Below are 18,545 nucleotides of genomic sequence, written 5' to 3'. Positions count from 1 at the left end.
ATGGACTATCAAGCTGTCATTCCTGAATTCGTGGTATCTGACATCGACAAGTCACGCCACTTCTACTGCGACTTGCTGGGATTCTCTGTCGAATACGAGCGTCCAGAGGACAAATTTCTCTTCCTCTCGCTTGAAGACTGCCAACTTATGCTAGAAGAAGGCAGCGCAGAAGAATTAGCCCAACTGACCTATCCTTTCGGACGCGGTGTCAATATTTCCTTTGGCATCGAGGATGTCCCTCAGCTCCACAAAAAACTACTGGAAGCTGACTATTCCATCCATCGTCCGCTGACGAAAAGAGAATTTCGAGTGGGAGATAGCTTTATTTATCCCCATGAATTTGCGATTTTGGATCCAGATGGTTATTTTTTAAGATTTAGTGAATAAGAAAGCGAAGTCATTTGACCTCGCTTTTTAAATGTCTTTAAAGTTATAAAGTTGCGGATAGTGATCGCACTCGGGATTTTTAGGATGGCAGATAGCCCGTCCAAAGTAAATCATAGCCTGATGGGCTGGCAGCCAACGTTCAGGTGGAAGGACCTCCATAACTCGCTTTTCTACTTCCAGTGGCGTTGCCGACTTTTTAACGATATCATGGTGCTTGCAGATGCGCTCCACATGAGTATCAACAGCAAAAGCTGGAATACCAAAGCCCACACTCATGACTACATTGGCCGTTTTGCGACCAACACCAGCTAGACTTTCCAATTCTGTCCGCGTTTGTGGTACTTGACCGTCAAAGTCATCCAAAAGCTGCTGAGCACATTTCTTCAAAAACTTGGCCTTGTTGCGATAGAGCCCTAGGCGGGAGATGTATTTAGCAATGTCTGCTTCACCAGCCATAGCCATGTCTTGAGGACTTGGATAGGCTTCAAACAGATCCGGCGTTGCCTTATTGACCGCAGCGTCCGTCGTCTGAGCCGACAGCATGACCGCTACTAAGAGTTCAAAGTGATTACGAAAATCTAGACTGGGCTTAGCATCAGGGAAAAGAGCAATAATTTCCTCAATCACATGACGAGCCCGTTTTTTTGATAAAACCATGATTCTTCTTTCTAAGATTGAGATAGATTTATTATATCATGAAAGGAAGAAGCATCCAAAAAACATGATTGAGAATGCAGCTGTTCTTAATATTTCACAAGCCTAACTCTTCATACGCCTTTCGGTAGCCAATCTGTAAAATCTGGTTATCTCGAACCAAGAGCGGCCGTTTAATCAGCATGCCGTCTGTCGATAATAAATCTGCAGCTTCCTGAGCTGTCAAATGCGGAACTTTTTCTTTGAGACCTAGCTCACGGTATTTGAGGCCGCTGGTATTGAAAAAAGCCTTGATCTCAAAATCAGAATTCTGAATCCAGTCTAGGAGCTGGTCCCGGCTAGGTGTATTTTGGACAATATCCACCGCTTCAAAGTCCACTCCTAATTGATTGAGCTCAGCCTTGGCCTTGCGGCAGGTAGAGCATTTTGGGTATTCGATAAATTGTAACATTGTTTTTCCTCCGTCCCTATGATAGCCTAGCTAGCTCCTTCTTGTCAAGCCGAGACTCATTAGAAAAAGCCGACAAGCGAAAGGCTCATCGGCAGGCATAGACGCATTCCATAAAGAAACACGTCTATTTTTCGATTATTTCTTAATCAAACGCACGCGCACAATATTGTCGCTATCCTCAAATTTATCAACCAGCTCCTGAATCTTGCTTTCGTCTGACTCATCCAGATCCAGCAAAGTATAGGCATAATCACCCTTGGAACGATTGATGATATTGTCGATATTGATATTCAAATCACTGACCGCTGTTGAAATCCGAGCCACAATATTCGGTACATTTTTGTTAATCAGGGTAATCCGATAAGGCGCTGAGAGTGCCTGACGGACATTAGGGAAATTCACTGAGTTGATAATCTCGCCCGTTTCCATGAAGCGGCGAATGGTTTTGCCAGCCATAATGGCACAGTTGAGCTCAGCTTCTTCGGTCGAGCCACCCAAATGCGGAAAGACTGTAATCTGCGGATGACGGAGCAGCTTTTCTACACCAAAGTCTGTGATATAGCGCTTGACTACACCAGCTTCTATGGCTTCAAAGAGGGCAGCATTGTCCACCAGCTCGCCACGGGCAAAGTTGATGAGGGTTGTTCCCTTTTGCATAAGACCAAAAGCAGCCTGATCAAAAGTAGCGCGTGTATCCTCAGTCAGAGGGACGTGGATAGTGATATAATCACTCTTCTCAAAGATTTCCTTAATGTCTGCTACCCGTTTGACATGGCTAGAGATATTCCAAGCTGTTTCAATGGATACATAAGGGTCATAACCAAGGACATTCATTCCCAGACGATAGGCATCGTTCGCAATACGGCCACCGATTGCTCCTAACCCAATGACTCCCAAAGTCTTCTCTGCAATCTCTGTCCCAGCAAACTGCTTCTTACCAGCTTCCACTTGCTTGGGAACATCATCACCAGAAAGGCCGTTAGCCCAACTGTTAGCTGCGATATAGTCACGGGCAGACAGGAGAATGGAAGCCAAGACTGCTTCTTTCACAGCATTGGCATTAGCTCCTGGCGTATTGAAAACCACAATTCCCTGAGCCGTTGCCTGATCGACAGGAATATTATTGGTTCCTGCACCTGCTCGCGCAATGGCTTTGAGCTTGCTCGGAAATTCCTGTCCATGCAGGTTTTGACTGCGCAGGATATAAGCATCCGGATTGTCAGACTTATCTCCGTCAATCTGAAAAGCATTGCCCAGCTCCTTAAGCCCGATTTGATTAATATTGTTAAAGGTTTTGACACTAAAGACCATAGTTTCCCTCTCTTAAGAATTTTCTTCTTCAAATTTCTGCATAAAGGCAATCAAGTCCTTGACACCTTGGAGCGGAAAAGCATTGTAGAGACTAGCTCTCATGCCACCTACGCTGCGGTGCCCCTTGATATTCTTGAATCCCGCTGCTGTAGCCTCTTTGTTAAATTTGGCGTCCAGATCTGGACTAGGAGAAACAAAGGGAATATTGGCTACTGAGCGCTGCTCCTTGTAACGGACTGGACTGCGATAAAAGTCAGACTGCTCAATGAAGTCGTACAAAAGGCCAGATTTTTCACGATTGCGCTTTTCCATTTCTGCTACACCACCTAGCTCCTTGACCCACTCAAAGACCAGTTTGGCCATATAGATGGCGAAAGTCGGTGGTGTATTGTAGAGAGAGCCATTGTCCGCCTGAATGCGGTAATCCAACATGCTAGATAGAACTGGCTCATCATCCAGCAGGTCTTCTCGGATGATAACAACTGTCACGCCGGCAGGTCCGATATTCTTCTGAGCCCCAGCATAAATCAAACCAAAATCCTCTACTCGGTACTGAGCAGCCAGGATATTAGAAGACATGTCCGCCACAATCGGCACGCCATTAGTCGCTGGCAAGTCATAAATAGCCGTTCCTTCGATAGTATTATTGGTTGTCAGATGCACATAAGCCGCCTGCGGATCAATCTCCTTCTCATCAAAAGAAGGGATTTCCGTGTAATTTAAGTCCTCTGATGAAGCCAAGAGAATGGGCTCAAAAGGAATGAACTTAGACAGCTTGACTGCTTCAGTGTAAGCTTTCTTTCCCCAAGATCCAGCCACTAGGTAATAGGCCTTGCCGCCTTGTGCTAGATTAAGCGGAATCATGCTAAACTGAGTAGAGGCCCCACCCTGCAGGAAGAGCACGCGGTAATTGTCCGGAATATCCATGAGCTCACGCAGCAAGCTCTCAGCTTCTTTGATAATATCGTCAAATTCTTTGGATCGGTGGGACAGCTCCATCACACTCATGCCACTTTGGGCATAGTCTAAAAACTCAGCCTGAGCTTTTTTCAAGACTTCCTTGGGCAATACTGCCGGTCCAGCAGAAAAATTGTAAATCGTCATATCCTACCTCCAAAATTTATTTTGTATATCATATCACAAAGTTTAGAAAATATCTATTTTATTTCAGAAATCTAGTGCTTTTTTAGCCAATTCCCGAACATTGTTGAAATATAGATAAGCAAAACCAACTGTCTAATCCAGATAACAAAAAAATCCTGAGTTTAGGTCAGGATTAAATAGTCTTACTAAAAAGCTGAGTTAAGCTTTTTCCAATTTTTAAACAGACAACTGATTGTATTGAGAAATTTCTGAGCTTCTATCAATCCTTATTTTCATGATACACCGCATAGAGCTCGCTCTTGTTCCTGCCATATTTCTTGGCCACTTCCTTGATGGCCTGATTTTTTTTGCTGCCGGCTTCAACTAAAAGATCAATTTCAGCTAGAATCTGCTCTTGAGATATGTCGTGAGGAGCATCTTCTGCCGCCCCAGCTACAATCAAGAGACACTCTCCTTTAGGCGGATGTTCAGCCGTATAGGCCAGCAACTCTGAAATCAGCCCTCGTTGATACTCTTCGTGAATCTTAGTCAGCTCGCGCACCAGGACGACTTTGCGGTCACCATAAACTGCCAGCATATTTTCCAGCGTAGCCCGAACCCGATGAGGAGATTCGTAGAAAATCTGGGTCTCAGGATAGGATTTTTTGCTAGTGAAAAATTCCTTCTGCTGGCCAGCCTTTCTAGGCAGAAAGCCATAGAAAATATGCGGTTGGGGAGCCAGTCCGCTGGCAATCAAGGCTGTTATTCCAGCACTAGGACCAGGAATTGGCACTACAGTAATTCCAGCTTCTAGCGCTGCCTGAACCAAATCATGTCCAGGATCAGAAATACTGGGCAGACCAGCATCCGAAACCTGAGCTATATCATTTCCACTTTGAAGCATGTCCAAGAGAACTGGAATTTTCTCCTTGGCATTGTGCTCATGAAAACTGATCTGCTTAGTCTCAATCCCAAAATGCTTGAGCAGAAGGCCCGTATTTCTTGTATCTTCAGCCGCAATCCTATCAACCTCTTTCAAGGTATTGACCATGCGGAGGCTCATATCATCCAGATTGCCGATAGGAGTCGCGACCAGATAGAGTTTGCCGTAGGCAGTTTCGCCCTTAAAACTTTTTTGAACCTGCATCACTACTCCCTAAATAACAATTCATCGCAGAACATGCACTCTGCGTCATTCTCCCGGCGCTGACCATAGAAATCCGTACAGACATGAAAGCCGTCATAGTAAAGCTTACGCAGATTATCTCGGTTTTTCTTGGTCTTGGCCGGAGCTTCCTTCTCCACTTCTCCCAAGCGCTCCCTCAGCTTGTCATTTTCCAGATGCAGAGCAATATTTTCCTCTACCACACTCTTGAGATTTTTCTTGACAGCTTCCACCTCAGCAAGGGTCACTAAAAGCATCTGTGAAAAATCATCCAAGGCGTCAAATAAGTCTTTTTTATCCATTTTATACTCCTGTGCTGCCTCTTTTTACTTTCCCTTCAAAGTCATATATTCTAAAGCGTTTTGAAAAGATACATTGGCCCGCCACATCTTCCGAGCCAGTAAAAGCTGCTCCAAGGCCTGTCGACCGCTTTCTGTTGCTATCTCTTTATAAAATAATACTTCCAAGAGCTTGAAGACCTGTTCCTGCTTCTCCTTATCATTAGCCAGCTTTGCCAGACGCGAAACCTGCAGAAATGCCTGACTGGAGCGAGTCTGAAAATCCTTGACAAAGCGCTCGCATTCGCTGACTAATTCAAAAAAGGCATTATTATGAGCCAAGCTAGCCGCTTCTGACTGAGTCTGACTATAAGCAGCTAGTAGCTCCGCTCGACTTTTAATCAAGCCATCCTGTTCCAAACTGTGCTGCAGAGCAGCTGTATTTTTCAAGAAATGATAAACCTGAGTCCGACTTCGAATCGTCGGCAGAATCAGCTGTTCATCAGCAGTCAGAAGAAAGATATAAATCTCACTCTGCGGTTCCTCAATGACTTTGAGCAAGGAATTGGCTGCATTGATGTGCATCCGATCCGCATCGCAGATAATGAAAACCTGCCGACTGCCTTCTAAGCCACTTTGAGAGAAGTTTCGGACCAACTCCCGAACTCGGTCTGTTTTAATAATGTTATTAACCGGTCGCACCACAGTTACATCAGAAAAATCTTCTTCTGCAATCAAACGACAAGAACGACAGGACTGACAAGGCCAGACGCCTTGCTTATTCTCACAAAAAAGACTTTGGGACAGGATTTGGGCCATTTCAAAACTGCCAAAAGCTCCGGTAAACAAGTAGGCATGACTAAGCCGCCCCTGTTCCAAAATATGCTGAAACTGCTCAAACAAGCTGGGCTGGCTTTGCTGTAACTCTTTTATCTTCATGACGGATTCCCAAATCGTTCCTGAATGATGGCCAAACTATCAGCCACTACCTTATCCAAAGGTTGGCTGGCATCTACCTTGACAAAGCGCTCAGGCTCCTTGTCAAGAATCGCCAAATAGCCCTGCCGAACCCGCTGGTGCAGGTCTAAACCCTCCAGATCAAGCCGATTCACCTCTCGACTCTCGCTCCTAGCAATCCGCGCCAACCCTTCTTCCACATCAATATCAAAATAGAGGGTCAAATCAGGCTTGAGTCCATCTGTCGCAAACTGATTGAGCCATTCAATGTCTGTTACATCCAAGCCGCGACCATATCCTTGATAGGCCACCGAACTATCGATAAAACGGTCCATCAAGACGATTTTCCCTTGCGCCAAAGCTGGCAAAACCCGCTCAGTCAAGTGCTGACGGCGGCTGGCAATGTACAGCAAGAGCTCAGTTTTAGCATCCATAGCCGTATGACTAGGTTCCAAAATCACTTCGCGAATGGCCTCCGCAATCTGGACGCCGCCCGGCTCCCGCGTCGTAATAAGACCAGTGCCATAATTTTTCAAAAAAGGAAGCAAGGCTTCCAACACACTTGACTTTCCAGCCCCTTCTGGACCTTCCAGCGAAATCAAAATACCATTTTTCATCTTTACCTTGAATCTCTAACTTCTATTTTTCGTTCTTTATAAGAAAATGCAGATGAGACTTGCTCTAAAACTTGATATAATCTACTTTTCAGAGTCCGTCTACATTACTGAGCAGCCTGATAAGAGCCGATTCCGTCAACTCATTATTGTCATCCCACTCTTTTTTATCTATTGTTTATTTTACCAAAAAAAAAGCCAAAAGCCCATCATAAGAAAAAACTTTAAATATTTTTTCAAAGTGTTTCACAAAGGCTAAATTTTTGGTAAAATATATTCAGAAGAAATTTCTGGAAATAGATTTAGGAGGATGTTATGTTTAAATTAAAAAACGTACTGGCCATCATTTTTGGGGCTGGAATTTTTTCTTTTGGGATTCATTATTTGGTCATTCCCTTTCACTTATATGAAGGTGGCGCGACAGGTCTGACCTTGATTGCCTACTATCTATTTAAAATCCCTGTCTCGACGACCAACCTGATTATTAACATTCCTCTCTTTATTATTGCTTGGAAGCTACTGGGCTCGCGAACCCTCTATCTCAGCATTCTGGGAACCTTCTCCGTGTCTGCTTGGCTCAAGATTTTTGAAATCCTACCTGCCTCCAAAAACCTGCAAGACTATTTCCTCTCAGCTCTGGACGGGGATGTTTTACTGGCCTGTCTTGGAACAGGGATTGTTTTAGGGATTGGACTAGGCATCATCTTCAATGCTGGCGGAACGACGGGCGGTACTGACATTGTAGCCCGCATCTTTAATAAATATACGAGCATTTCCATGGGCAAACTCATGCTGACTGTTGATTTTGTGGTCATCACCTTGGTTCTCCTTGTTTTCAAAGACCTACGCATGGTGTCTTATACCCTAATGTTTGTCTTTATCACCTCGCGCGTCATTGACCTGATTGCAGAAGGAGGCTTTGCCGGCAAGGGATTCCTTATCGTTACCAGCAAACCGGCTGAACTGGCTGAAGCTATCAATAACAAGCTAGATCGTGGAGTGACCTTCCTCAAGGGCCAAGGCTTCTATAGCAAGCAGGATCTCCAGATTGTCTACTGTGTTGTTTCCCGTAATGAAATGCAACAGATGAAGAAACTCATTAACCAAGTCGATCCATTTGCCTTTACAACTATTACCGAAGCCCATGAGATTTTGGGCGAAGGCTTCACTTTAGATGCCAACAAACAACCTATTGTACGTTAAAAACCTCATCTAATGATGAGGCTTTTTTATCGCTTATAAAGCTTTTGCAGCAGTATGTGTAATCTCAGCCAGCTCAATCGCATGCTCTTCAAATTTTTTCTTGAGAAGCGCCGTATCTATATTACCAGCTAATTGTACTTCAATGACAACTTTTCCATCCTTGCGCGGGATATTGACTGTATTGGAGATGTTGAGATTTTCTTCCACCAGAAGACGGATTATCTGCTCAAGAACCCCCACCTTATTCTCAGTGACAAAGCGCAGACGGACTCCCTCTTCACCATAGCCAGATACTTCTAAGAAAGCCTTGAAAATATCACGGTCAGTGATAACCCCGTAAAGTTGCTCATTGTCCACAACAGGCAGGATACCAATCTTATTTTTCAGCATCAGATAGGTCGCATCTTCCAGACTGGCAAACTGAGAAATCGTGACCACATCACGAATCATAACATCACCAACCTTGGTTTTGTTGAGAAGATAGTTCATCTCATAAATGGACAGGCTCGTTGCCTTAGACGGACTAGCTTCTGCAATCGTTCCTTCTGTCACCAGTCCCACTAGTTGGTCATTCTCAATCACCGGCAGACGGTGGAGCTTCTGCTCACGCATCATATCTGCCGCATGAGCAATCGTTGTATCAGGGCTGATATAAACCACCTTACGCGTCATAAAATCTTTAACTGCCATAAAAGTTCCCTCTACTTCCTATCCATAATTCTTATACTTATTATACTTTATTTTGAAGCTGATTTCAAACGCTTCCAAGGCCTGTGCCTAAGTTTTCAAAATTTAGAAAAATCCCGCGATTGGGAAAATTGAAGATAGACAATGGTCAACTATACTAGCTTAACATCCAAGAGAAGAAAAAAGGTCCATTGGACCTTTTCAAAATGTTAAGTTACTATCGTAACTTTCTATCAACAACCTAAAAATGTCTCCCAGACATTTTAAAGAAAACTCGCTACCGCGAGTTCCTATTTGCAACCTGAAACAATCCACCGGATTGTTTCAGCCACCTAGATATGCTTTGCGGACTTCGTCAGAAGCGAGGAGCTCTTGGCCTGTTCCGGACAGAACAATTTTACCTGTTTCAAGGACATAACCACGGTCAGCGATAGAGAGAGCCTTATTTGCATTTTGCTCAATCAAAAGAACTGTAGTCCCTTGCCGCTGGATATCTTGGATAATATCGAAGATTTCCTGGATAAAGATTGGCGCCAAGCCCATAGAAGGCTCATCCAAGAGCAACAGCTTAGGCGTAGACATCAGAGCCCGTCCCATAGCCAGCATCTGCTGCTCACCACCTGAAAGGGTAGCAGCATCTTGGTTTTTACGCTCTTCCAAGCGTGGGAAACGAGAGAAGACTTTTTTGAGATTGGCTTGATTTTCTTCGCGATTTGTTTTGAGAAAGGCGCCCATTTCCAAATTCTCCAAAACGGTTAAACCTGGAAAGACATGACGACCTTCTGGTACTTGCGAAAGTCCAGCTGCTACGATTTTTTGAGCAGGAACTTTTTGAATTTCATTGCCGACAAATTCAATTTTACCAGCACTTGGACGAACCAAGCCTGAAATAGTCCGGAGAATGGTCGTTTTCCCAGCGCCATTGGCACCAATCAGGGAAACGACTTCTCCTTCGTTTACTTCAAAGCTGACATCACGGACAGCCTGAATCATGCCATAATGGACAGAGAGATTCTCAACTTTAAGCATGGACATTAGGCTTCACCTCCTAGATATGCTTCAATAACGCGTTTGTCATTCTTGATTTCATCAGGTGTTCCGTGCGCAATCAAGCGGCCGTACTCCAGCACATAGATGCGCTCAGTGACTTCCATTACCAGACTCATATCATGCTCAATTAGCATGATGGTAATGTTAAATTCGTTTTTAATCCGTCGAATCAATGCAGTCAGCTCTGCTGTCTCCTGAGGGTTCATCCCTGCAGCAGGCTCATCCAAGAAAAGGATCTTTGGCTCCGTTGCCAAAGCCCGAACAATCTCCAAGCGGCGCTGCTGACCATAAGCTAAGTTCTTAGCCAAGGTTTCTGCTTCCTTGTCCAAGTCAAAAATTTTCAGCAACTCCAAAGCCTTAGCTTTGAGTTCTTCTTCGTTTTTATAGTAAGCTGGCAGGCGGAGGAAAGAAGCCAACACATGAGCCTTATGATGATTACCAAAGGCAATCAAAACATTATCCAAAACACTAAGGTCCTTAAAGAGCCGGATGTTTTGGAAGGTCCGCCCTAGACCTAAAGAAGCAATCTTGTAAGGTACCTTACCATTGAGCAAATGACCATCTAGTGTCACTGTTCCTTCACTAGGCTCATAAACACCAGTCAAGAGGTTAAAAAGGGTCGTTTTTCCTGCACCATTAGGGCCAATCAGACCAACCAGCTCGCCCTCGTTGAGTTCCAAGGTTACATCGCTGACAGCAGTCAGACCGCCAAAGTTTTTAGTTAGATTTTTCACATCAAGAAGTGCCATTATTCTTTGACCTCCTTATTCTTTTTGAAAAGCTTAGACAAGCTCAGCTCCCAAGTTCCCAAAAGTCCGCCAGGACGGAAAATCATGACCAAGATTAAGGCCAAAGAATAGACAATCATCCGAATGCTGGACACATCCTGCAGCAGCATATTGAGAATTCCCAATACTACTGCAGCTACGATAGTTCCAGTCATAGATCCTAGACCACCAAAAACGACAATAATCAAGATATTGATAGTGTTAGTAAAGGAATAGTCCTTAGGAACGACTGACCCAACAAAGCCAGCTTGAAGAGAGCCAGCAATCGAAGCCGTGATAGCTCCCAAGACAAAGGCTGTCACTTTGATTCTAGTAGTATTAACCCCAACAGACTCGGCAGCAATCTCATCCTCACGAACAGACAGAGTGCTGCGACCGATAGGACTGCGCAGGAAATTCAAGGTTAAAATAGTTGTGATAACAACAAAGACATAGACCATCTGCCAAGAGGTAAAGGGCGGAATGGATAGGATACCAGCTGCGCCATTCGTCAAAGTACCGCCATTAATAATCAGAATCCGTATAATCTCTGAGACACCAAGAGTCGCAATCGCGAGATAGTCTCCTTTAAGACGAAGCGTTGGCAAACCGACTGCCAAAGCCACAATACCAGCAATGATAGCTCCAGCCAACATAGCAATAAAGAAAGCTCCATAAGTTGGCGATTTAGAGCCAATAATGGCTACTGCGTAGGCACCGATTGCCATAAAACCAGCATGGCCAAGAGAGAATTGACCTGAGAATCCGACAATGAGATTGAGCCCGACCGCCAGAATAATATTAATCCCAATCTGTTCTAAGATTTGAATGTAAAAAGCATTGAGAACACCGGCACTAACCAATACTGTCATCAACAAGTAGCCAATTAAGACAAGGCCAAGCCAGAAAATATTTACCTTTAAATTCTTTTTCATACCTTACACCTTCTCTTTCACATTTTTGCCAAGGATACCAGCTGGACGGATCAGAAGAATGACAATCAAAATCGCATAGACAATGGCATCACGGAAATCAGATAGTCCAAGCGCTGTCGCAAAAGTCTCCAAAAGACCGATAACAAAGCCACCAAGCGCGGCACCAGGAATGATTCCAATACCACCGAGAACGGCCGCTACAAAGGACTTAATACCTGGAGTCATCCCCATCAGAGGCTCCAATGAATTATAATAAAGGGCAATTAGAACACCAGCAGCTCCTGCAAGAGCTGACCCCAAAGCAAAGGTGAAGCTGATTGTCCGATTGACATTGATTCCCATGAGCTGAGCAGCATCACTATCTACAGACACAGCACGCATAGCCTTACCCATCTTTGTCTTCTGCACGATAAACTGCAGAGCCACCATGAGGAAAATCGAAATTCCCAAAATCAGCAGCTGAATATTTGAGATAGAAATCGGCCCTAAGTTAAAGCGTACTGTTTTAATAACCTGTGGGAAGGAACGAGTATTGGCACCGACAAAGAAAATCATGCCATACTCGAGGAGAAAAGAGACCCCAATGGCTGTAATCAAAGCCGCAATCCGAGTCGAATTTCGCAGAGGACGATAGGCTAAAAACTCAATAAGCACACCGAGAATCGCTGTCCCAATCATCGCTAAAATGAGAGAAAGGAAGAAATTAAACTTCAAGATATTAATCAAGTAATAACCCATAAAGGCACCAATCATATAGATATCGCCATGAGCAAAGTTAATCAGCTTAATAATCCCATAAACCATGGTATAACCCAAAGCCAGAAGCGCATAAACACTACCCAGGATTAGACCGTTGACTAATTGTTGGAGCATTAGACACCACTCTTTCTATAATAAAATAAGGAATGGGACAAAAATCAGCAGACTAGGTCGTGATTTTATCATCCCACTCCCAAAATACGAATAATAGTTGATTGAGAAACGAAGAAGAATAGATTATAAAACAATACTCTTTCAAATCCGTAGATTTATAAAGAAATCATCTACTAACTTGCTCAAGCAACTAGAAATAGAAAACAAGTCAAAGACTGGGATAGCCCCAGCCTCGTAACTATTATTCCGCTTTAACTGTTTCTACAGTATCTACTTGACCGTCTTTCAAGCCAATCATCAGAGCTGTTTTCACTGGATTGTGATCTTTATCAATAGTGATTGAACCGGTCACTCCATCGAAATCTTTAAGCTTAGCCAAGTTGTCTTTGATATCTACAGAAGTTTTAGCACCTTTGGCTGCTTCTGCTGCCATATAAACAGAGTCATATGCCAGAGCTGCAAACATAGATGGTTCTTCTTTGTACTTAGCTTTGTATGCTTCAATAAACTTCTTAGCTTTTTCTGACATTTCACCAGAAGTTGTAAAGCCAGATACATAGTAAACATTTGTAGCTGCAGCAGGAGTTGCTTGCTCAACGAACTTAGCATCACCAAACCCATCAGGACCAACGATTGTTTGGTCAATACCCAAACCACGCGCTTGATTGACAATTTTACCAGCTTCTGTATAGTAACCTGGAACAACCAGAGCGTCAAATTCTTTGCCCTTAATCTTTGTCAAAGCAGCTTGGAAGTCTGTATCCTTGGATTGGAAAGTTTCTGTTGCTACAATCTCACCCTTGAATTCCTTCTTGAAGGCATCCGCCATTCCTTTAGCGTAGTCACTAGATTGGTCGTAGTAAAGAACGACTTTCTTAGCTTTCAAGTTGTCAGTAACATACTTAGAAATGATTTTACCTTGGTAGCTATCAATGAAGGTTGCACGGTAAAGATAATCTTGCTTGTTGGTCAGGTCATCCTGTGTCGCACTTGGTGTAATGATTGGTACACCTGCTTTAGCAGCATTTGCAGTAGCTGAAGCAGTAGCTCCAGAAGTCGCAGGACCAATGATTGCATTTACCTTGCTTTGGGTAACCAAGCTAGTAGTGATGGTAGATGCTTCAGCTGTTTCTGATTTGTTATCCTTATCAGTAACTTCAATCTTCTTGCCATCAACACCGCCAGCAGCGTTGATTTCATCAACTGCCAACTGAGCACCATGTTGTTCAGCTGTACCGTAGGCTGCTACTTCACCTGATTCTTCAAAGTTAAAACCAAATTTAATCGTATCGCCAATTTCTGTACCAGTTGCTGTTGAGTTGTTATTGGATACTTCTCCACAAGCTGCGAGAAGGGCCGCACTAGCAAAAGCTACTAAGGATAGTGCAAATTTTTTCTTCATTCCGAAATCTCCTTAAGTGATTTGATTGATGATATAGTAAGAATATATCGAATTATCTGACAATTGTCAACCCCTTATAGAAATTTTATCAAATGATAACGTTTTCTTGCTCTCTATACAGGCTTCCAACAAAGTTTTGATCCAGTTCTTTTATGTGAGAAATCCGAACTTGCTTAACATAGCGCTCCTTGGGCAGATTCTCCTGTAAGTTCTGGGCGTCCTCTTGCTTGACATAGAGATGCAGATAACGATGCTTCTTAGAATGATAAATAATATCACCGAAGTTCGCCAGTTTTTTGGCATCTCGATTATAGTAAAGATAGACAATCAAGCCCACTCTTTCTTCTCTCTCTATCATAAAACTCCTTTCCGGTCCATGTAGTTCTTAGATGATTATAGCAAAGATAGGGCAAAAAAACTAGCCCTGAAAAGCTTTATGGCCTGCTTAAATCACCTGAACTTGGTAACTTGTCAGACTCAAAGCAACAAAAAAAGGAGCCGGTTTTGGCTCCTCCTATGTTAGTTCAAGTTGCTATTTTCCATGATTTCGTCAATAAAGCCGTATTCCAAGGTTTCTTGAGCGCTCATCCAGTAATCACGTTCTGCATCCTTGTGGATTTGCTCAACGGACTTGCCAGAGTTTTCAGCTAAGATTTTTTCCAAGGTATTACGAGTTCTAAGCAAGTGCTCAGCTACAATGGCCATATCTGTTTGCTGAGTGCCGCTTCCAGCTCCGCCCATCGGCTGGTGAATCAGATATTCTGCATTTGGAAGCATGAAGCGTTTGCCCTTAGCACCACTGGAAGCAATGATTGTTCCCATGCTGGCAGCTACACCCATAACAATGGTCTGAACATCAGACTTGATGAAGTTCATAGTATCCACAATAGCCAGACCTGCTGAAACGGATCCCCCCGGCGTATTTACATAGAGATAAATATCTTTAGTATTGTCCTGTGCATCCAAGAAAAGGAGCTGGGCAATGACTGAATTAGCCATATTGTCCTCTACTGGGCCAGTCAGCATGATAATCCGATCTTTTAATAGCCGGGAGTAAATATCATAGGAGCGCTCCCCTCGGCTGGTTTGTTCAATAACTACAGGAATCATAGTTTTCTCTCTTTCTCTTTTTAAAATTTTCCATCAAACTAGGAAATAGAATTTCAAATTACGAGACTATTATATCCTTTTGGTCAAAAAAGGTCAAATAGAAACTTTTATTTAGTTCCGAACAGACGATCTCCTGCATCTCCTAGTCCTGGTACGATATAACCATGGTCATTGAGGTGGTCATCCAGAGCCGCTGTAAAAATATCAACATCTGGATGAGCTTCTTGCAAGGCTTTTACTCCTTCAGGCGCTGAAACCAAACATACAAATGTAATGTGGCTAGCACCACGTTTTTTCAGAGAATCCACCGCCAAGATCGCAGAACCACCCGTGGCTAGCATTGGATCTACAACAAAAATCTGACGTTGGTCAATATCTTCTGGCAGCTTTACCAAATATTCAACCGGCTTCAGGGTTTCTTCATCACGGTACATTCCGATATGCCCAACTTTAGCTGCTGGAACCAAGCTCAGAAGTCCATCCACCATGCCAATACCAGCCCGCAGGATTGGTACAATAGCTAATTTTTTCCCTGCAATCTGCTTTTGAATGGTTTTCGTAATCGGTGTTTCAATTTCTACATCTTCAAGTGGTAAATCGCGCAAAACTTCATATCCCATGAGCATTGCGATTTCATCAACTAATTCACGAAAAGCCTTGGTAGAGGTATCTGTACGACGCAAGATAGACAATTTATGCTGAATTAGTGGATGAGCGATAACTTCAAGTTTTCCCATGATTGGATTTCCTTCTTTCAATTTATTCTTCTTATTATATCAAAAAAAAGTGTGAAAAGGCTTGCTATAAGCAAGCCTTTTCACAGATTTTCTTCACCTTACAGCCATTCTCTATAGCGCTTGATATAAAGGTGTTTAACAAGGGTTACACTAACCATATAAAGCGCAATAATCAAGAGGAGGAAAAGGAAATAAGTGCCATTCAGCGGAGCTGTCTTCAGAACTGACGCAAAGAGGCTGTATGGCAGGGAAGTAACAAAGAGGGCTGCTGCCATGGTCGTCACAATGACAGATAAAGCAGGACGGCTTTGCACAAATGGCAGCTTAGGTGAGCGTAGCATGTAGATGACCATGGTCTGAGTCCACATAGACTCAATGAACCAGCCTGTTTGAAAAAGAGTGATAAAGGTCTCTGCCTGTCCACTACCTGCTTGATAGCTACCTCCTGTTATCATAGGCACGATAATAAAGTAGAGCACCAGATAGGTCAAAACATCAAAAACGGATGAAATCGGTCCAATCCAAGCCATAAATCGGGTAATGGAAGTGGCTGACCAGATATGAGGTCTCTTGAGAAATTCACTATCCACATTATCAAAGGGCAGAGCGATACAGGACAGGTCATAAACCAGATTGAGGACAATCAGATGAACTGGTGCCATAGGTAGAAAAGGCAGAAAAATGCTAGCAAAGAGAAGAGAAAAGATATTCCCAAAATTGGAACTGACCGTCATCTTAATGTACTTGGTCATGTTGGCATAGACCTTGCGTCCCTCTACCAACCCCTTCTCCAGAACCATGAGGTCCTTGTCCAGCAGAATGACATCTGCCGTTTCCTTGGCAATATCGACAGCTGTATCAACAGAAATACCCACATCTGCTACCTTCATAGAAGGTGCATCATTGATACCATCACCCATGTAGCCAACCTTGTGACCATTGGCCTTGAGTTGGAGAATGATCCGAGCTTTTTGGTCAGGTGAGAGCTTGGCAAAAACCGTTGTATGCTCTACTGCTTGGCTCAATTCCTCATCTGATAAAGCATCTACCTCTACGCCTAGTAAGATATTATCTACATCTAACCCAACCTTTTCACAAACTGCCTGGGTCACCTTATCATTATCACCGGTCAAAATCTTAGTAGCAACTCCGTACTCAGCCAAGGTTTCAATAGCTGGAGCCGCAGATGACTTAGGAGGATCTAGGAAAGCCAGATAGCCCGTCAAAATCATGTCGGACTCATCCTTCAATTCATAGTTGTAATCTTCTTCTAAGTCTGACTTGTAGCTAACACCAAGCACGCGCAGACCTTGCTCATTGAGTTGGGACACTTCCGAAAGGATTTCCTGACGAATCTCCTCAGTCAGTACTGTAATGCGTTTCTTGTATTCTACATGGCTAGAGATAGCCAGCATTTCCTCCAAGGCCCCCTTGGTCACCATGCTGATAACATCCTCATCATCCTTGACGATGACACTCATACGACGACGCTCGAAATCAAAGGGCAGTTCATCAATTTTCTTAAAGGTTTGGTCTAGATTACGGACAATCTCATGCTTTTCTGCTTCTTTCTCCGTCCGATTAATAATAGCCCGATCCATGAGATTTTTGAGACCAGTTTGATAGTAGGAATTGAGAAAGGCACGACGGAGCACTGCTAGGTCCAAATCACCATGAATATCCAGCGGGTATTCCAACACAATCTCGTCTTGGGTCAGTGTACCTGTCTTATCCGTACAAAGGATATCAATAGCTCCTAGGTCTTGGATGGCATTCAGCTTCTTAATCACGACCTTTTCCTGAGCCATGATAATAGAACCTTTAGCCAAGCTCGCTGTGATAATCATAGGCAGCATTTCTGGAGTCAAGCCAACTCCAACGCTGAGAGCAAAGACACCTGCTTCCAGCCAGTCGCCGTCTGTCAGACCGTTTATGAAGAACACGACTGGAACCATGATAAGCATCAGACGAATCAAGAGCCAGGAAATGCTATTCATCTCGCGCTCAAAAGAGGTCGGCTCATCATAGGTGTTAAGCGTCTGCTCAATGGCTCCCATCATGGTCTCATCGCCAACCACCAGCACCAGAGCTGTAGCTCTTCCGGAAATAACGTTGGTTCCCATAAAGGCCAGCGACTCTGTTTCTAAAAGGCTATCGAGATTTTGTTCATCTGACTTGGCCAAACAGACCTTTTCTACTGCATCACTTTCCCCTGTCAGGCCGGACTGCTGAACAAAGAAATCACGCGAATCCAGCAGCAGTACATCTGCAGGAATCATGTCTCCAGCACTAAGTTTGATGATGTCTCCTACAACAAGCTCATCAATCGGAAGTTCCTGCTCTGCTCCTTCACGGATAACCGTAGCCGTGTTGACAATCAGCCGAGACAGATTGCTAGCAGCGCGGTCGCTCCGCAATTCCTGAACAAAACGAATGCCTCCAGAAATCAGCACCAGAACAACAATGATGATGGAAGTTGTCGGATCTTCCTCACCAGGCTTAGCCAGCCAGACATTTGTTACTAAGGACACTAGGGCAATCACCAATAGGATGACTGTAAAGGGGTTAATGATAGACTCGTAAATTTTCTTTAGAATAGAGTCTTCCTGACCCTTTGTGATGATATTCTCACCATAAAGGTCACGATTTTCTTCGACCTGCTCTTCTGTCAGGCCGCGAAAGGAACTCTTGTAAAATGCCAGAGTTTCTTTTACAGGAAGCTGCAGAGCAGCAACTAATCTTTCTTTTACTGTTTTCATTGGTTTCTCCTTGATGTATGATTGTTAAATTTCATACACAGGGACCAATCACTTTATGAGGACAGAACGACACAAATCAGCGATTGGCTGTGTATGTGCGGTTCCGGATAATCGTCAATTTG

General features: G+C 43.7%; 20 protein-coding genes. 2 read left to right on the top strand and 18 right to left on the bottom strand.

The genetic code is table 11. The features are described from left to right. A complete protein-coding gene (locus tag HMPREF9378_RS10270; RefSeq protein WP_002903223.1) occupies positions 1-387 on the top strand; it encodes a bleomycin resistance protein in 387 nt (128 codons plus the stop codon). 27 nt (positions 388-414) lie between these two features. On the opposite strand, the gene nth is transcribed toward HMPREF9378_RS10270, so the two are convergent. The 8 genes from nth to tmk form a co-directional block, all read right to left on the bottom strand. Next, the gene (gene nth / locus HMPREF9378_RS10275; RefSeq protein WP_002913275.1) at positions 415-1,044 is read right to left on the bottom strand and encodes an endonuclease III; all 630 of its coding nucleotides are present in this window, start codon (positions 1,042-1,044) and stop codon (positions 415-417) included. Between the two features lie 94 nt (positions 1,045-1,138). Then, complete coding sequence (locus HMPREF9378_RS10280; RefSeq protein WP_002913274.1) at positions 1,139-1,492, bottom strand: arsenate reductase family protein; 354 nt, start codon at positions 1,490-1,492, stop codon at positions 1,139-1,141. Positions 1,493-1,627: 135 nt separating this feature from the next. After that, entirely contained in the window at positions 1,628-2,803 is a 1,176-nt protein-coding gene (locus HMPREF9378_RS10285) for a 3-phosphoglycerate dehydrogenase family protein (RefSeq protein ID WP_002913273.1), read from the bottom strand. Positions 2,804-2,815: 12 nt separating this feature from the next. After that, positions 2,816-3,907, bottom strand: coding sequence for a 3-phosphoserine/phosphohydroxythreonine transaminase (gene serC / locus HMPREF9378_RS10290; protein WP_002899805.1), 1,092 nt, complete (start codon positions 3,905-3,907; stop codon positions 2,816-2,818). A gap of 259 nt (positions 3,908-4,166) precedes the next feature. Further along, a complete protein-coding gene (gene rsmI / locus HMPREF9378_RS10295; protein ID WP_002899804.1) occupies positions 4,167-5,033 on the bottom strand; it encodes a 16S rRNA (cytidine(1402)-2'-O)-methyltransferase in 867 nt (288 codons plus the stop codon). A gap of 2 nt (positions 5,034-5,035) precedes the next feature. Further along, positions 5,036-5,353: a DNA replication initiation control protein YabA gene (yabA, locus tag HMPREF9378_RS10300; RefSeq protein WP_002899803.1), complete on the bottom strand. Its 318-nt coding sequence runs from the start codon at positions 5,351-5,353 to the stop codon at positions 5,036-5,038. A 24-nt stretch (positions 5,354-5,377) separates the two neighbouring features. Next, positions 5,378-6,268 carry a DNA polymerase III subunit delta' gene (locus tag HMPREF9378_RS10305; protein ID WP_002899802.1) on the bottom strand — a complete coding sequence of 297 codons (891 nt, stop codon included), beginning with the start codon at positions 6,266-6,268 and terminating at the stop codon, positions 5,378-5,380. Further along, complete coding sequence (tmk, locus tag HMPREF9378_RS10310) at positions 6,265-6,903, bottom strand: dTMP kinase (protein WP_002899801.1); 639 nt, start codon at positions 6,901-6,903, stop codon at positions 6,265-6,267. The genes HMPREF9378_RS10305 and tmk overlap by 4 nt, the downstream gene beginning before the upstream one ends. Positions 6,904-7,215: 312 nt before the next feature. Between tmk and HMPREF9378_RS10320 the strand changes: the two genes are divergently transcribed. Continuing rightward, a complete protein-coding gene (locus HMPREF9378_RS10320; RefSeq protein ID WP_002913094.1) occupies positions 7,216-8,103 on the top strand; it encodes a YitT family protein in 888 nt (295 codons plus the stop codon). Positions 8,104-8,136: 33 nt separating this feature from the next. Here the strand turns inward: HMPREF9378_RS10320 and HMPREF9378_RS10325 are convergent, their stop codons facing one another. From HMPREF9378_RS10325 to mgtA, 10 genes are all read right to left on the bottom strand, one after another. Continuing rightward, entirely contained in the window at positions 8,137-8,793 is a 657-nt protein-coding gene (locus tag HMPREF9378_RS10325; RefSeq protein ID WP_002913263.1) for a CBS domain-containing protein, read from the bottom strand. 321 nt (positions 8,794-9,114) lie between these two features. Further along, positions 9,115-9,825, bottom strand: coding sequence for an ABC transporter ATP-binding protein (locus HMPREF9378_RS10330; RefSeq protein WP_002894681.1), 711 nt, complete (start codon positions 9,823-9,825; stop codon positions 9,115-9,117). Then, positions 9,825-10,589, bottom strand: coding sequence for an ABC transporter ATP-binding protein (locus HMPREF9378_RS10335; protein ID WP_002913262.1), 765 nt, complete (start codon positions 10,587-10,589; stop codon positions 9,825-9,827). The genes HMPREF9378_RS10330 and HMPREF9378_RS10335 overlap by 1 nt, the downstream gene beginning before the upstream one ends. Then, positions 10,589-11,542 carry a branched-chain amino acid ABC transporter permease gene (locus tag HMPREF9378_RS10340; protein WP_002899799.1) on the bottom strand — a complete coding sequence of 318 codons (954 nt, stop codon included), beginning with the start codon at positions 11,540-11,542 and terminating at the stop codon, positions 10,589-10,591. The genes HMPREF9378_RS10335 and HMPREF9378_RS10340 overlap by 1 nt, the downstream gene beginning before the upstream one ends. Positions 11,543-11,545: 3 nt before the next feature. Next, positions 11,546-12,415 carry a branched-chain amino acid ABC transporter permease gene (locus HMPREF9378_RS10345; protein ID WP_002894678.1) on the bottom strand — a complete coding sequence of 290 codons (870 nt, stop codon included), beginning with the start codon at positions 12,413-12,415 and terminating at the stop codon, positions 11,546-11,548. A gap of 241 nt (positions 12,416-12,656) precedes the next feature. Continuing rightward, on the bottom strand, positions 12,657-13,817 hold the full coding sequence (locus HMPREF9378_RS10350; RefSeq protein WP_002894677.1) for an ABC transporter substrate-binding protein: 1,161 nt from the start codon (positions 13,815-13,817) through the stop codon (positions 12,657-12,659). A gap of 88 nt (positions 13,818-13,905) precedes the next feature. Further along, positions 13,906-14,175 (bottom strand): YlbG family protein, encoded by a 270-nt coding sequence (locus HMPREF9378_RS10355; RefSeq protein WP_002899797.1) that lies wholly within the window; start codon positions 14,173-14,175, stop codon positions 13,906-13,908. A 161-nt stretch (positions 14,176-14,336) separates the two neighbouring features. Continuing rightward, positions 14,337-14,954 (bottom strand): ATP-dependent Clp protease proteolytic subunit, encoded by a 618-nt coding sequence (locus HMPREF9378_RS10360; RefSeq protein ID WP_223312420.1) that lies wholly within the window; start codon positions 14,952-14,954, stop codon positions 14,337-14,339. A gap of 80 nt (positions 14,955-15,034) precedes the next feature. Beyond that, positions 15,035-15,664: a uracil phosphoribosyltransferase gene (upp, locus tag HMPREF9378_RS10365; RefSeq protein WP_002903228.1), complete on the bottom strand. Its 630-nt coding sequence runs from the start codon at positions 15,662-15,664 to the stop codon at positions 15,035-15,037. A gap of 98 nt (positions 15,665-15,762) precedes the next feature. Next, a complete protein-coding gene (gene mgtA, locus HMPREF9378_RS10370) occupies positions 15,763-18,423 on the bottom strand; it encodes a magnesium-translocating P-type ATPase (protein WP_002913260.1) in 2,661 nt (886 codons plus the stop codon). Between the last annotated feature and the right edge of the window lie 122 nt (positions 18,424-18,545).

The organism is Streptococcus sanguinis SK1 = NCTC 7863 (assembly GCF_000194945.1).
GTDB classification, from domain to species: Bacteria; Bacillota; Bacilli; order Lactobacillales; family Streptococcaceae; genus Streptococcus; species Streptococcus sanguinis.
The sequence above is the reverse complement of the archived record's forward strand: the minus strand, read 5'-3'. Positions and strand labels throughout refer to the sequence as shown.

What these genes read in the sequence shown, in the direction of transcription:
- HMPREF9378_RS10270 (WP_002903223.1), top strand. Translation starts at nt 1, where the DNA reads ATGGACTATCAAGCTGTCATTCCTGAATTCGTGGTATCTGACATCGAC.
- nth (WP_002913275.1), bottom strand. Translation starts at nt 1,044, where the DNA reads ATGGTTTTATCAAAAAAACGGGCTCGTCATGTGATTGAGGAAATTATT.
- HMPREF9378_RS10280 (WP_002913274.1), bottom strand. Translation starts at nt 1,492, where the DNA reads ATGTTACAATTTATCGAATACCCAAAATGCTCTACCTGCCGCAAGGCC.
- HMPREF9378_RS10285 (WP_002913273.1), bottom strand. Translation starts at nt 2,803, where the DNA reads ATGGTCTTTAGTGTCAAAACCTTTAACAATATTAATCAAATCGGGCTT.
- serC (WP_002899805.1), bottom strand. Translation starts at nt 3,907, where the DNA reads ATGACGATTTACAATTTTTCTGCTGGACCGGCAGTATTGCCCAAGGAA.
- rsmI (WP_002899804.1), bottom strand. Translation starts at nt 5,033, where the DNA reads ATGCAGGTTCAAAAAAGTTTTAAGGGCGAAACTGCCTACGGCAAACTC.
- yabA (WP_002899803.1), bottom strand. Translation starts at nt 5,353, where the DNA reads ATGGATAAAAAAGACTTATTTGACGCCTTGGATGATTTTTCACAGATG.
- HMPREF9378_RS10305 (WP_002899802.1), bottom strand. Translation starts at nt 6,268, where the DNA reads ATGAAGATAAAAGAGTTACAGCAAAGCCAGCCCAGCTTGTTTGAGCAG.
- tmk (WP_002899801.1), bottom strand. Translation starts at nt 6,903, where the DNA reads ATGAAAAATGGTATTTTGATTTCGCTGGAAGGTCCAGAAGGGGCTGGA.
- HMPREF9378_RS10320 (WP_002913094.1), top strand. Translation starts at nt 7,216, where the DNA reads ATGTTTAAATTAAAAAACGTACTGGCCATCATTTTTGGGGCTGGAATT.
- HMPREF9378_RS10325 (WP_002913263.1), bottom strand. Translation starts at nt 8,793, where the DNA reads ATGGCAGTTAAAGATTTTATGACGCGTAAGGTGGTTTATATCAGCCCT.
- HMPREF9378_RS10330 (WP_002894681.1), bottom strand. Translation starts at nt 9,825, where the DNA reads ATGTCCATGCTTAAAGTTGAGAATCTCTCTGTCCATTATGGCATGATT.
- HMPREF9378_RS10335 (WP_002913262.1), bottom strand. Translation starts at nt 10,589, where the DNA reads ATGGCACTTCTTGATGTGAAAAATCTAACTAAAAACTTTGGCGGTCTG.
- HMPREF9378_RS10340 (WP_002899799.1), bottom strand. Translation starts at nt 11,542, where the DNA reads ATGAAAAAGAATTTAAAGGTAAATATTTTCTGGCTTGGCCTTGTCTTA.
- HMPREF9378_RS10345 (WP_002894678.1), bottom strand. Translation starts at nt 12,415, where the DNA reads ATGCTCCAACAATTAGTCAACGGTCTAATCCTGGGTAGTGTTTATGCG.
- HMPREF9378_RS10350 (WP_002894677.1), bottom strand. Translation starts at nt 13,817, where the DNA reads ATGAAGAAAAAATTTGCACTATCCTTAGTAGCTTTTGCTAGTGCGGCC.
- HMPREF9378_RS10355 (WP_002899797.1), bottom strand. Translation starts at nt 14,175, where the DNA reads ATGATAGAGAGAGAAGAAAGAGTGGGCTTGATTGTCTATCTTTACTAT.
- upp (WP_002903228.1), bottom strand. Translation starts at nt 15,664, where the DNA reads ATGGGAAAACTTGAAGTTATCGCTCATCCACTAATTCAGCATAAATTG.
- mgtA (WP_002913260.1), bottom strand. Translation starts at nt 18,423, where the DNA reads ATGAAAACAGTAAAAGAAAGATTAGTTGCTGCTCTGCAGCTTCCTGTA.